Source organism: Streptomyces sp. cg35 (genome assembly GCF_050410835.1).
Classification (GTDB): Bacteria; Actinomycetota; Actinomycetes; order Streptomycetales; family Streptomycetaceae; genus Streptomyces.
Map to the genome: position 1 here is coordinate 7,055,287 of NZ_CP191268.1, position 14,137 is coordinate 7,069,423.

The 14,137-nt window shown below is 72.5% G+C and carries 6 protein-coding genes; 3 read left to right on the forward strand and 3 right to left on the reverse strand.

The window, feature by feature from the left end; translation table 11 throughout:
- Window positions 1-69: 69 nt before the first annotated feature.
- The 3 genes from ACQUQD_RS32270 to ACQUQD_RS32280 all read left to right on the forward strand — a co-directional run bounded on the left by ACQUQD_RS32270 (window position 70) and on the right by ACQUQD_RS32280 (window position 5,084).
- The gene (locus ACQUQD_RS32270) at window positions 70-2,274 is read left to right on the forward strand and encodes a molybdopterin oxidoreductase family protein (protein WP_428955697.1); all 2,205 of its coding nucleotides are present in this window, start codon (window positions 70-72) and stop codon (window positions 2,272-2,274) included.
- A 136-nt stretch (window positions 2,275-2,410) separates the two neighbouring features.
- The gene (locus ACQUQD_RS32275) at window positions 2,411-3,832 is read left to right on the forward strand and encodes a CitMHS family transporter (RefSeq protein ID WP_428955698.1); all 1,422 of its coding nucleotides are present in this window, start codon (window positions 2,411-2,413) and stop codon (window positions 3,830-3,832) included.
- 4 nt (window positions 3,833-3,836) lie between these two features.
- Window positions 3,837-5,084, forward strand: a complete 1,248-nt coding sequence (locus ACQUQD_RS32280) for an MFS transporter (RefSeq protein ID WP_428955699.1) — start codon at window positions 3,837-3,839, stop codon at window positions 5,082-5,084.
- Here ACQUQD_RS32280 and ACQUQD_RS32285 read toward each other — a convergent pair.
- The 3 genes from ACQUQD_RS32285 to ACQUQD_RS32295 form a co-directional block, all read right to left on the reverse strand.
- The gene (locus ACQUQD_RS32285; protein ID WP_428955700.1) at window positions 5,081-8,371 is read right to left on the reverse strand and encodes an ATP-binding protein; all 3,291 of its coding nucleotides are present in this window, start codon (window positions 8,369-8,371) and stop codon (window positions 5,081-5,083) included. The two genes, ACQUQD_RS32280 and ACQUQD_RS32285, sit on opposite strands and share 4 nt — an antisense overlap.
- Before the next feature lie 91 nt (window positions 8,372-8,462).
- Window positions 8,463-11,423, reverse strand: a complete 2,961-nt coding sequence (locus ACQUQD_RS32290; protein ID WP_428955701.1) for an FG-GAP repeat domain-containing protein — start codon at window positions 11,421-11,423, stop codon at window positions 8,463-8,465.
- Complete coding sequence (locus tag ACQUQD_RS32295; protein WP_428955702.1) at window positions 11,423-14,002, reverse strand: S8 family serine peptidase; 2,580 nt, start codon at window positions 14,000-14,002, stop codon at window positions 11,423-11,425. The genes ACQUQD_RS32290 and ACQUQD_RS32295 overlap by 1 nt, the downstream gene beginning before the upstream one ends.
- Between the last annotated feature and the right edge of the window lie 135 nt (window positions 14,003-14,137).

The window sequence follows — 14,137 nt, forward strand, 5'->3', positions numbered from 1 at the left end:
CCCTCCCCTTCATGCATACCGGTCGGTATGCTCAACGCGCCCGCGCCGCCGTCGCCCTGGGAGACCCGCATGCCCCGCACCGCCCTGCGCATCTGCCCCCTGTGCGAAGCCACCTGCGGGCTCACCGTCACCGTGGAGGAGGGCCGGGTCACCGGCGCCCGCGGGGACCGCGACGACGTCTTCAGCCAGGGGTTCATCTGCCCCAAGGGCGCCTCCTTCGGCGCCGTCGACAGCGACCCCGACCGGCTCACCGGGCCGCTCGTGCGCCGCGACGGACGGCTGCGGGAAGCCAGTTGGGACGAGGCGTTCGACGCCGTGGCGGCCGGGATCGCGCCGCTCGTCGAACAGCACGGGCCGGGCGTCGTCGGCGTCGTGCTCGGCAACCCGAACGTGCACACCATGGCCGGCGCCCTCTACCCGCCCGTCCTCCTCAAGACCCTGCGCACCCGCGCCCTGTTCACCGCCTCCACCGTCGACCAGATGCCCAAGCACGTCTCCAGCGGGCTCCTCTTCGGCGACCCGAACGCCATCCCCGTGCCCGACCTCGACCGCACCGACCACCTCCTGCTGCTCGGCGCCAACCCCTTCGAGTCCAACGGCAGCCTGTGCACCGCCCCCGACTTCCCCGGCAGGCTCCGCGCGATCCGCAGGCGCGGCGGCACCGTCACCGTGGTCGACCCGCGCCGCACGCGCACCGCCAGGCTGGCCGACCGGCACGTCGCCATCCGGCCCGGCACGGACGCCCTGCTGCTGGCCGCGATGGCCCGCACCCTCTTCGAGGAGAAGCTCGTCGACGTAGGGGACCATCTGGCGGAGCATGTCGAAGGGCTCGACGAACTCGCCCACGCCCTGCGGGAGTTCACGCCGGAAGCCGTCGCCGCGCGCTGCGACGTGGACGCCGCCACCATCCGCACCCTGGCCCGCGAACTCGCCGCCGCGCCCACTGCCGCCGTCTACGGCCGCATCGGCAGCACCACCGTCGCCTTCGGCACGCACGCGAGCTGGCTCGTCGACGTCCTGAACGTGCTCACCGGCAACCTGGACCGGCCCGGCGGCGCCCTGTTCCCGCTGTCCGCCACCGTGCCCGCACCCCGCACCACGGCCGGCCCCGGCAAGGGCTTCACGCTCGGGCGCTGGACCAGCCGCGTGTCCCGGCATCCGGAGGCCAAGGGCGAGTTGCCGCTCGCGGCGCTCGCGGAGGAGATCGACACCCCCGGCGAGGGCGCCCTGCGGGCCGTCGTCGCCATCGCCGCCAACCCGGTCCTCTCCGCCCCCGACGGAGACCGCCTCGACAAGGCGCTCGCCTCCCTCGACTTCATGGTCAGCGTCGACCCCTACCTCAACGAGACCTCCCGGCACGCGCACGTCGTCCTGCCGCCGCCCCCGCCGTCCCGCAGCCCCCACTACGACTTCGCGTTCAACTCCTTCGCCGTGCGCAACCAGGCCCGGTACAGCCCGGCCGCGATCCCGCTCGACGCCGGGCGGCCGGACGAGTGCGAGATCCACGCCCGGCTGATCCTCGCCGTCGGCGGGCAGCACGGGGCGCCGGCCGGCGCCGTCGACGACCTCGTCATCCGCACCACCCTCGCCAAGGCCGTGACGACGCCCCACTCACCCGTCCACGGCGCCGACCCCGAGGAGATCGCCCGCTCGCTGACCGGTGCCACCGGAGCCGAGCGGCGCCTCGACATGATGCTCCGCCTCGGCCCCTACGACCTCACCCTGGAGCGGCTCGTCGACCAGCCGCACGGCGTCGACCTGGGCCCGCTGCGGCCGCGGCTGCCCGGCAACCTCAGGACCCGCAGCGGCCGCGTCGAACTGCTCCCCGCACCGATCGCCGACGACCTGCCCCGGCTGCGCCGCGCGCTCCACGCACCCGCCGAGGACCTCGTGCTCGTCGGGCGGCGCCATCTGCGCTCCAACAACAGCTGGATGCACAACATCCCCGCCCTCGTCGGCGGCACCAACCGGTGCACCCTGCACCTGCATCCCGACGACGCGGCCCGGCTCGGCCTCGCCGACGGAGCCGACGCGCTCGTCGTGGCCGCCGGGGGAGAGGTCCGCGTCCCCGTCGAGGTCACCGACGAGGTGCGGCCCGGCGTCGTCAGCCTGCCGCACGGCTGGGGCCACGACCGGCCCGGCACCCGCCTCGGCGTCGCCGCGCGGACCCCCGGCGTCAACGTCAACCAGCTCCTCGACGGCACCCTCCTCGACCCGCTCTCCGGCACCGCCGTCCTCAACGGCATCCCCGTCGACGTCAGGGCCCACCCCTGAGCAAAGCCGTGACCTGGAGTTTTGCGCTTATTGCTCACACGTCAACATCTTGTTAACGCGATCGACGGGCCCCTAACGTCTCGCTGACCGCCACCCCCGGGCGGCAGTTCAAGGGCGAACGTGAGGGACCCACTCCATGCTGACCATCCTCGGATTCGGCATGATCGCCACCTTCCTGGTGCTGATCATGATGAAGAAGGTGTCGCCGATCGCGGCGCTCGTGCTCATCCCGGCGCTGTTCTGCGTCCTGGTGGGCAAGGGGGCGCACCTCGGTGACTACGTCATCGCCGGCATCGGTGACCTGGCGCCCACCGCCGCCATGCTGATGTTCGCGATCGTCTACTTCGGCGTGATGATCGACGTCGGCCTCTTCGACCCGATCGTGCGCGCCATCCTGCGCTTCGCGAAGGCCGACCCGGTGCGCATCGTCGTCGGTACGGCCGTGCTCGCCGCGATCGTCTCCCTCGACGGCGACGGCTCCACCACCTTCATGATCACCGTGTCGGCGATGTACCCGCTGTACAAGCGCCTCAAGATGAGCCTCATCGTGATGACCGGCGTCGCCGCGACCGCCAACGGCGTCATGAACACCCTGCCCTGGGGCGGCCCGACGGCCCGCGCCGCCACCGCCCTCAAGGTCGACGCCAGCGACATCTTCGTACCGATGATCCCGGCGCTCGGCGTCGGCCTGGTCTTCGTCCTCGCCCTCGCGTACGTCCTCGGCCGCCGCGAGCGCAAGCGGCTCGGCTATCTCTCGCTGGACACCCTGGTCGACGACGCCGAGACCGTCACCGAGACCGCCGACGAGAAGGTCCTGGTCGGTGCCGGAGGCGGCAGCGGCTCCGGCGGCGGCAGGGCGGCCACCGGCGGGGGCGACCACGCCGCCTCCTCGTACGAGAACGAGGACGGCGAGACCTTCGCCGGCCTCGACCCGGACCGCGCCACCCTGCGCCCGAAGCTGTACTGGTTCAACGCACTGCTCACGGTCGTGCTGCTGACCGCCATGATCATGGAATGGCTGCCGATCCCGGTGCTGTTCATGCTCGGCGCCGCGCTCGCCCTCTCCGTCAACTTCCCGCACATGGCCGACCAGAAGGCCCGCATCGGCGCGCACGCCGAGAACGTCCTCAACGTCTCCGGCATGGTCTTCGCCGCCGCCGTCTTCACCGGCGTCCTGCAGGGCACCGGCATGGTCGACCACATGGCGAAGTGGGTCGTCGGCGGCATCCCCGACTGGATGGGCCCGCACATGGCCCTGGTCACGGGCGTGCTCTCCATCCCGTTCACGTACTTCATGTCGAACGACGGCTTCTACTTCGGCATCGTGCCGGTCCTCGCCGAGGCGGGGAACGCGCACGGCGTCTCCACCCTGGAGATCGCCCGCGCCTCCCTCGTCGGCCAGCCCCTGCACATGTCGAGCCCGCTGGTGCCCGCCGTGTACGTCCTCGTCGGCATGGCCAAGGTCGAGTTCGGCGACCACACCAAGTTCACCGTGAAATGGGCCGCGCTGACCGCCCTGGCGGTCCTCGGCGCGGGCCTGCTGTTCGGGATCGTGTGACCGGATGAGCCGGACATGGCTGCTGCGCCTCGTCATCGCCTTCAGCTTCGCGCAGGGGGCGGTGTCGATGGCGCGGCCCGCCGTCTCCTACCGGGCCCTCGCGCTCGGCGCCGACGAGCGGGCGGTCGGCGTCGTCGCGGGCGTCTACGCCCTGCTCCCGCTGTTCGCGGCGGTCCCGCTCGGCCGCCGCACGGACCACGGCCGCTGCGCTCCGCTCCTTCCGGCCGGCGTCGTGCTGATCGCCGGCGGCTGCGCGCTGAGCGGCACCGCGGACTCCCTCGCCTGGATGGCCGCGTGGAGCGGCGTGATGGGCCTCGGCCACCTCTGCTTCGTCATCGGCGCCCAGTCGATCGTGGCCCGGCAGTCCGGGCCCGACGAACAGGACCGCAACTTCGGCCACTTCACGATCGGCGCGTCACTGGGCCAGCTCGTCGGCCCGATCGCCGCGGGCGCCCTGATCGGCGGCCCGGACATGGCGGGCACGAGCGCGCTGGCGCTGCTGGTGTCGGCCGGCGTGTGCGCGGTGGCCCTCACCTCGCTCTGGCGCATCGAATCCCCCCGTACGCCCACGAGTCCGGGCCCGCGGCAACGGGCGCCGCGCGTCCCCGTGCACCGCATCCTGCGCACCCGCGGCGTCCCCGGCGGCATCTTCATCAGCCTCGCCGTGCTGTCGGCCACCGACATCCTCACCGCCTACCTGCCGGTGGTCGGCGAGCACCGGGGCATCGCGCCGTCCGTCATCGGCGTCCTGCTGAGCCTGCGCGCGGGCGCCACGATCGCCTGCCGTCTGGTGATGACCCCGCTCATCACCTGGCTCGGCCGGTCCGCGCTGATCGCCACGACCTGCCTGCTGGCCGCCCTGCTGTGCGCGGGCATCGCGCTTCCCGTCCCCGTGTGGGCCCTCGGCGTGATGCTGGTCCTGCTCGGCTTCTGCCTGGGCGTGGGCCAGCCCCTGTCGATGACCACGGTCGTCCAGGCGGCCCCACCGGACGCCCGCTCCACGGCCCTGGCCCTGCGCCTGACCGGCAACCGCCTCGGCCAGGTCGCGGCGCCCGCGTCGGCGGGCCTGATCGCGGGCGTGGCCGGCACGGCGGCCCCGTTCGTGATGCTGGGCGGGTTGCTGCTGCTGGCGGCGACCCTGGGATTCCGGGGCCCCGGCAAGGGCAGCCCCGCAAGGAGCGCGGCGAACGGCGCGAGCAACCACCCCCGAGCCGTGCCCGCCGGCGAATCGCCCTCCGGCAACGGGGCCTAGGCCCGAAGAAGCCCCCGAGCCCGCTCGACCCGCCGAAGCCCCGCAGGGTACGGCAGGGCCAGCGCCAGAGCCTCCGCCTCGGCGAGTGCCGCCCGCCCGGACACCCCCGGCAGGGACACCGCGTGCACGACCCGCGCCTCCACCTCCGCGAGCCGCTCCCCGGTGCCCAGGGCCCGGTCCACCTCGGCGGCCGCGACCCTCCGCCCCCGTTCCGGGTCCCCGGCGAGGAGCCGCCCCCACGCCGCGAGGACCGGGGCCTCGTCGTCCGGCAACAGCGCGGCCACGTGCCCGGGATTCCCCTGGAGCAGCGCCAGTTCGGCGCGGGCGGTGCGCACTTCGAAACGGGCCTGCCGGTCCCGGTGCGTGCCGGCCACCCGCTCGGCCCGGTCGAGCAGCGGGGCCGCCCGCTCCGGGGCGTCGTCCCGCATCCGCACCCGGGCCAGCGCGGCCAGCGCGTACGGCAGCGACCACGAGTCGTCCGGGTCGGCCCCCGACACCGCCGCCTCGGCCAGCTCCCGCGCCGCGCCGAACTCCTCCAGGAGCAGCCGCAGCTCGGCCAGATTGGCCCGTTCGAACGCGGCCGCCGTCGGATCGCCCGACTCCTCCGCGAGGTCGAGCGCCCGCAGCCCGGTGCCGACGGCCTCGCGCAGCCGCCCGCTGCGCCGCGCGTTCTCCCGCAGCACGGACAGCACCGAGCCGAGCAACGCCGAGTCCCCGTACGCGCGGGCGGGCGCGAGGGCCAGATCGGCGGCCTCACGCGCCTCGTTGAACCGGCCCGCGAGCGCCAGATTCGTTGCCTGCCCGGAGCGGCAGCGCGCCAGGAGCCCCTGGCCGGTCAGCCCGGGCACCCGCAGGGTGGGCGCGAGTGCCTGCCGGGCCGCCGCGTACCCGTCCGCGTACCGTCCCTGGACGCTCAGCACCACCGCCCGCGCCAGATGATGGGAGGCCGTCGGTTCGGGCGCGGTGTGCGCGGTGGGCGGATGCGCGGCAAGGACCCGATGGGCCGCGTCCGTGTCCTCGGACTTGACGAGGGTCTCCGCGAGCCGGGCCGCCGCGAGCACCGTGTCGTCGTGGTCGCCGCGCCGCACGAACTCGGCGAGCGCGCGCCGCAGCACGTCGGCCGCCTGCGCGAAGTGGCCCATGCGGCGCAGGACCTGGGCGTGCGCGAGCCGGGCCCGCGCCGCGTCCACGTCGAGCCGCGCGACCAGGTCGCGGTAGTAGCGGTCGGCGGTGTCGTTCGCGTACACGGCGGCGGCCCGTTCGGCGGCCCGGCGCAGATACTCGGCGGCGCGCGGATCGTCGGCCCGTGCGAAGTGTGCGGCGAGCGTGTCCACGGCGTCGGGCCGGCGACGCAGCACCGTCCGTGCGAACGCGGCGTGCAGCTGCTGTCGGCGTACGTCGCTCAGCTGCTCGTAGCAGGTGAGGCGGACCAGCGGATGCCGGAAGGCGAGTCCGGCCTCCGCCCGGCCCGCGACGACGACCTTGCGTTCCTCGACGAGCGCGGCACCGATGGCGTCCTCGATCGCGTCGGCGGCGGCCGCCGCGTCGACCGCGGGCCGCAGCCCGTGCGCGGCCACGTCGAGGAGCTCGGCCAGCGCGGCCTCGCCGCCCGCGACGGACAGCGCCTCCACGACCCGCCGGGTCCCGCGCCCGAGCCGGCCGAGCCGCTCGCCCACCAGCTGCCGTACCCCGTCGGGCGCTTCCTCGCCGACGGGGCCCCGGGCGAGTTCCAGGGCGAACAGCGGGTTGCCGAGGGAGAGTTCCCAGACCCGGCCGAGCCGCTGCGCCGGGGCGCCGCCGTCCCGCGCCACGGCCAGACAGGCGTCCCGGTCGAGCCGCCCCACGTCCTCGCGCACGGAAAGCCGCGCACGCCGCAGCGCGGCGAGCGCCGACCGGCGCGGGTCGCCGTCGGGCACCTCCTCGTCCCGGTACGTCACCAGGAACCGCACGTTCGGGCCGTCGCCCGCGGCCCGCCGGGCCAGATGGCTCAGCAACTGGAACGAGCCCTCGTCGGCCGCGTGCAGATCGTCCAGGACCACCAACACGGGCCGGGTGGCGGCGAGTTCACCGAGCAGCGCGCCCGCCGCCCGGAACAGCCGGTCCCGCTCCTCCTCCGGTGACCGCTCGCCCTCGATCCTGACGCGCCCCAACGACGGCAGGAACGCCGCCAGTTCGGGATACTCGGTGCTCACCCGGGCCCGCTCCCCGGCGTCCCACTCGGCGAGCCAGCCGTCGAGGGCCTCGGCGAACGCCCCGTACGGCGTGTGTCCTTCGGCGTCGTGCCCGCCGCCCCACAGGACGGCGGTCCCGGCCGCGGCGGCCCGCCGGGCGGCCTCCGCGGCGAGGCTGGTCTTGCCGACGCCGGCCTCGCCGGTGAGCAGGGTGACCGGCGGCCGGTCGGCGGTGAGCAGCCGCTGGAGAACGTTGTCACGGCCGCGCAGCGGACCCTCCGTCGGCGCGCGCAGCGGGGCGGGCGGCGCGGGTGCGCTCAGGGCGGGCGCGGGGGAGTCGGTCAGCGCGAGCCGGTGCAGCCGCTCGGTCTCCGGGTCGGGCCGCACGCCCAGCTCGGCGTCGAGCGCCTCCCGGCACAGGTGGTACTGGCGCACCGCGAGCCGCCGAAGGCCCTGGCGCAGATACGACTCCATCAGGATCCGGTGGGCGGCCTCCTCGGCGGGAGCGGTGGCCAGAATCCGCTCGGCCACGGTGACCGCCTCGGCGTGGGACCCCTGAGCCATGTGCGCGGCGGCGAGCGCGAGCAGCACCTCCGCGCGCAGGGCGACGAGCTCCTCGCGGCGGGCCTGCGCCCAGGTCGCGTACCGGTCCTCGGGCAGCAGCTCTCCGGCGAACAGCTCCAGAGCGGCGGCCAGTTCGCCCGCGTCGCGGGAGCCGAGCGCGGCCCGCGCCGCCGCCTCGGCCTCGTCGGCGTCGATCCGCACGGTGGCCGGATCGAGCCGCAGCAGGGCGCCGTCGGATATCAGGTACGAGGAGCTGGCGCGCGGTGCGAGTTCGGGTTCGAGGGCGCGGCGCGCGGCGTGCAGGGCGACCCGCAGACTTCCGGTCGCGGACTGCTGGTCGGCGTCCGGCCAGCAGATGTCCATGGCCTGCTCGCGGTGGAGCTGGTGGTCGGGGACGACGGCGAGCAGTTTGACCAGGGTCTGGGCGCTGGGCCGGGTCCAACGTCCGGCGGGCGCGGGCCCGTTGTCACGAGTCGCCGTGAAACCGCCGAAAAGGTGCAGGCGCAGCAGCGGAGTGGCCGGAATCGTACTGTCTGGCTGCTGCTCGTTCATGAGGGCGCAACTCTAACCGAGCAGACTGAGAACCCCCTGGGCGAGGCCCAGGGGGTTCCGTCAGTGCGTCAGTACCGCAGTACGGCTCAGGTCACGACAGCTTGTACGTCGTCACCTGGTGGATGGCGTAGCTGCCCGAGTAGTACCCGCCGCCGAACTCACCGACGAGACGGTCGCGGCCGTTGAGGTCGTCGTTGAGGGACAGCGCCTCGTCGACACCGTCCCCGTCGAGGTCGCCCGCGAAGGCGTTGTGGGCGCCCATGAGGGTCGGGATCTGGCCGACGGCCCCGGCCCATGAGTCCTCGGACTCGAAGATGCTCGGGTCCCACAGGTACAGGCCGCCGTCCGTACCGGCGAACAGCAGCTGACGGCCGCCGGGCCCGGTCAGGAAACCGCCGCCGTACGACATCGGGAAGACGCCCTGCTCCGTGTCGTCGCCGTTGGCGCGGAACCGCCGGAACGAGGCGACACCGCCCTCGTACAGTGCCCCGTCCTTGGCGAAGAGGCTGTTGTGCGTCCACAGACCGCCACTGAGCGAGGTGTGCAGCACCTCACCGGTGCGGCCGTCGCGGATCTCGATCATGTTCTGCGTGACGATCGAGGTGGTGCCGGCGACGGTGAGGGGCGCGTCGACGTCCCACACGTAGGCCACCGCGTGCCCGTCGGCGTACGGGATCTCCTTGGAGGCGAGGACGCCCTCGTTCGGGGAGAGGGTGCGGATCCCGCTGGTCGCGCCGCTCGGTGCCTTCGGCGCGGCCGACCACTTGGTCCTGCCGGTCTTGGCGTTCAGCGCGACCGCGCTCGTCACGGGCGAGGTCAGCTCGACCGCGTTGTGGCTGGCGTACGAGGCGTAGACCCGGCCGTCGTTCACCGACGGGTCGGCGAAGCGCACGTCGCCCGCGTCCTTCGGGGCGTTGTACGTCCAGATGGCGTGGCCGTCGCCGTAGTAGGCGTGCAACGCGTCGGTCGGGACGAGGATGTCCTGCTCGCCGTCGCCGTCGAGGTCGGCCAGGGTCGCCGTGCGGACGTACTGGCCGCCGCCGTCGATCGTGGCGAGCGTCTTGCCGGTCCTGCCGTTGAGCACGACCGTCGCGGTGTCGGCCGCGACGACGATCTCGTCCTTGCCGTCGCCGTTGACGTCGCCGATCTCGATGTCGTGGACCGCGCCGGGCAGCGTGGCCTGCCACAGCTTCTCCGGCTTGGCACCGTTCACGAGCGACGGTCCCGAGTACGCCCACAGGCCGTTCGACGAGCCGCCCATGATCAGGTCGTTCTTGCCGTCCTTGTTCAGATCGGCGCTCTTGGCGTAGGAGATGTCGCCCTGCAGCGGCGTGACGCTCTCGGCCTTGCCGTTGGTGAGCTTGAACGTCCGGATGTTCTGCCCCGGGTCGATCACGCGCAGGTGCGTGCCCTGGGCGTTGCTGTAGAGGTCCGTGTACATCGCCGTGCCGGCGACGCCCTTGGACTGCCACGCGAGGTCGCCCTTGCCGGAGAACACGGTCAGCGAGGCGTACCGGGTGCCGCCCCGGTTCTCGGGCACGTCGAACCCGTCGTTGTCCTGGCCGGCAGCGATCAGCTTGCCGTCGGCCACCGAGAGACCGAACGTGTTCGGCGCGCTGTTGCCGTCGTCGTCGTCCCGCTTGACCGAGTTCGACCACCGGAGCGTGTCCGCGCTGTCGCCGCCCACGACGCGGACGGTGCTGGCGTTGACGTAGAAGTTCTCGTCGAACGAGGACTCCGCGACCGCGTACTCGTCGCCGGCCCTGCCACCGAGGTCACCGACCGTCAGCGCGGTGGGGACCACGTTCTCCCGGCTCTGCAGGGTGGTGCGGTGACCGGTCTTCAGGTCGTACGAGGCGACCTCGTAGCGCACACCGTCCGCGGCGTCCGTCTGCTCGATCGCGACGATCCGCTTGCGGCCGGCGTCCAGACGCATCTTGCGGGCGTACAGCATGCTGTCGGTCTGCCAGGTGACAGAGCCGTCGGCGATGTCGAGCACGAGCGTGCGGCCGCGCGCGTCGACCCCGTCGTCCTTCTCCAGGTTCCAGGAGACGGCGATCTTGCCCTTGCCGAGGTCCTGGATGTCGCCCCAGTTCGCGTACCGGGCTTCCTTGGAGTCGTACGTCCACGTGGAGGCCGGGGTCAGCTTGCCGTCCGAGCCGGCCGAGAAGCGCATGCCCGTCAGGGTGAGCGTCGCGTCGGCCGGGACCTTCGCGTCGCCGCTCATCCGGGGCGCGTCGGCGACCAGCAGGGTGCCGTCGACGATCTTCACCATGGAGGCGTGGTTGTACAGCTTCGACCAGACCGTGGTGCCGGTCCTGCCGTCGAGGACCGTCACGAACGTGCCGGTGGTGAGCGACGAGCCCGGGGAGGTGAAGGCACGCGGGTACGGGGGCGTGCCGACCTGCGCCGAGAACACCAGGTCCGGGACGCCGTCGCCGGTCAGGTCGCCCGCCGAATACCCGGAGTCCGAGTTGGGCGCGAAGGGCGAGACCGCGTTGTAGCCCATGAGGATCTGCGCCGGGTACGGCTCGGTCCGCCACACCTGGAGCGGCTTGACCTGCCAGTCCGGGTAGAACGAGCTGCTGGTGCGCTCCCACTTCGCGCTGCCGTCGGCGGCGTGGAGCTGCACGTAGCCCATGCTGTTGACGGAGTAGTAGTCGCCGTTCTTGCCGACCGGGACCGTGGCACCCATGCCGCGCACGCCTTCCAGCGTGGACTTCGCGGTCATGGTGACCTTGGTGGTCGGGTCGACGGCGGTGGAGGCGTCGGTCGACGACGAACCGTCGGCGGAGCCGGAACCGGAGTCCGTCGCCGCGGAGGCGTCGTCCTTCTTCGCGCCGGTCGTGTCCGCAGCCGTGTCCTCGGCCGAGACCCACGGGTCGAGGGACACGTTGGCGGCGAGCTTCTTCGCCTCGGTGCTGGTCAGCTTCATCGCCGAACCGCTGTCGCCGTCGGCGGCCAGGGCCTGCGGCACGGCGGTCAGGCACAGGCCCGCCGCGACCAGGCCGGAGGCGAGCGCCAGGGCCCGCCGCGAGTGGTGGGCTCTCATCACTTGGCTCCCTGCGTGAAGCGGACGGCGGTGCCGTCGGCGAGCACGGACTGGTTGTAGGAGTACTGGAGGGCGTCGGTGCCGGACTGGTTCGCGATGCCGACGGTGGCACCCGCGCCCTTGTCCGCGACGGACCGGTACTGCAGGGTCACGGCGCCGGTGGCCTCGTCGAAGACGGCCTCGAAGGTGGCGCGGCCCGAAGTCCCGTTCGCGTAGGCGGCGTTGTTCCACACGATGGCGAACGTGCGGCTGCCCTTGGTGCCGGTGGTGGCCGTCTGCACGGACGACTTCTTGTCGAGGGTGAGGTCGTCCCACAGCGGGGCGACGATGCCCTTGACGCCGTTCACACCGGTCGTCGCCAGCGCGGTGTTGTCGAAGTCGCCGACACGCGAGGACAGGAAGTTGACCAGGCCGTCGGTGGTGACCGAGGCCGAGGAGTACGAGACGCCGTACAGCTTCACCGAGAACGGCAGGGCGACGGAGGCGGAGTCCTCGTCACCGGACAGGGCGACCTTCTTGGAGCCGGCGATCCACGCGTAGGTGGCCGGGGCGCAGGTGTTGCCGGAGTTGTCCGTGCGGTTCGGGACCTGGACGTTCTTCGTCAGGTCGGCCGAGGCGACGGTGGCGGAGCCGTTGTAGACGCCGTTGCACAGGACCGGGGCGGCCGGCTTTATCGTCACGCCGTAGGAGCCCTCGGAAACCTTGGCGAAGGTGTACTTGCCCTTGGCGTCGGTGGTGACGGCGTCCAGCGGGGTGCCCGTCAGCTCGACCTTCGCGCCCGCCAGAGCCGTGCCGGTGACGTCGAGGACGGTGCCGGAGATCTTGTGCGAGGCGACCGCGGTCAGCGCGATGTCCTGGGTGTAGGCCTGCTGCTCGGTGAGCGTGACACCGGTCGTCGAGCCGTTCGCGTAGCCGTAGCCGCTGAAGGCGAAGGAGTACGTGCCCGGGGCCAGCGGCAGACGGTAGGTGCCGTCGGCGCCGGTCTTGACCGTGCGGACGGAGCCGGCGGTGTCGGTGGCCGTCACGGTGATGTTGTTCAGGGCCGCGCCGGTCGCCTTGTCGGAGACCTTGCCGGTGACGGTGGCCGCGGTGTGCGGGGCCTTGTCGACGGAGGCGAGGATGTCGAGCTTGCCGTTGCCCCACACGTTGTTCATGCCGGCGGTGCCGCCGCAGTGCGTGTCGTCGACGTCACGGGCGCCCTCGTTGAGGAGCTCGCGGGTCTCGTCGATCTTGCCGATCAGCGAGGGGGCCGCCGACCACAGCAGCGCGACCGCGCCCGCGACGTGCGGGGTCGCCATCGACGTGCCCTGCTCGGTGTTGTACGAGGAACCGGGCCAGGTGGACTCGATGTTGACACCCGGGGCGGAGATGTTCGGCTTGGCCGAGCCGTCCATCGGCGAGGGACCGAAGCCGGAGAACGGTGCGATCTTGCCGTTCGCGTCGTAGGCGCCGACACCGTAGGACTCGGCCTGCGAGCCCGGCGGGTGAGTCGTCGAACAGGTCGTGCCGTCGCCGTCGTTGCCGGCCGCGAACGCCTCGAAGATGCCCGCGGAGTTCCAGGCGTTGAGGATGTCCGTGTAGAAGGTGGTGTCGCCGTCGCTGCCCCAGGAGTTGTTGACGATGTTCGGGGCGAGGTCCGGGCGCGGGTTCTGCCCGTTGTGGTCGGTCGGCGCGAGGATCCACTGGCCGGCGGCGAGCAGCTGGTCGTCGTAGCAGTAGCCGGCCGAGTCGCAGGCCTTGGCGGCCATCCACTTCGCGTTCGGCGCGACACCGATGCCGTTCTTGGCGACCATCGTGCCCATCGTGTGGGTGCCGTGGCCCTGGGTGTCACACGGAGCGGTCGTGGGGCAGTCGCCCGACGCGTCGTAGAAGTTGTAGTCGTCGGTGAAGGTGCCGTCACCGTTGTTGCCGCGGTACTGCTGCACCAGGTCCGGGTGGTCGTACTGCACGCCGGAGTCGACGCTGGCGACGACGATGCCCTCGCCGCGGTCCTTGTACTGGTCCCAGACCTGGTCGGCCTTGATGTCGGAGATGCCCCACTCGGGGGTGTCGTCCCCGTCGGCGGAGGAGTCGGTCTTCGCCGAGGTGCGCGACTTGGTGACCTTGGCGTCGGACGTCTCGATGTCGTCGAGCTTGTACCTGCGCGCCTTGACGATCGAGGCGACGTCCGAGCGCTTGGCGAGCTCGTTGACGAGGTCCTGGTCGCCGGTGACCCGGATCGTGTTGGCGATCCAGTAGTCCTTGTGGCCGGCCTTCTTCTTGTCGAGGAAGGACTTCAGTGACGCCTGGCTGTCGGCAGCGTGGGAGCGCAACTCCTTGTAGGCAGCCGTGGCCTTCTTGGCGTGCGTCTTCTGCTTCTTGGCGCCGGACAGGTCCGCCTGGTCCTTCAGCGTGACGAAGAACGTCGCGTCGCCACCCTTGGCGACGGCGCTGCTCAGCGACGAGTCGATCTTCGCGGTGGCGGCGGGCGGGGTGTCGGCGGCGACGGCCGGCATGACGCCGGCGGCCAGTGCGGTCGCGGTGAACGCGGCCGCCGCCCAAACGGCTGATCTGCGCCGTGGCGGTCGGGGCAGGTGCATCGGGGGTGCTCCTCCGGGAACGGTACGGGGGAGTCCGCACGCTAGAAAGCCGCCGTTACTGAGGAATTACCGGCAGCGTGACGGGGGTCTCTGGCGCCCGAAAACTATCACCGCTAGTTTGGGTGCCAGGACGAC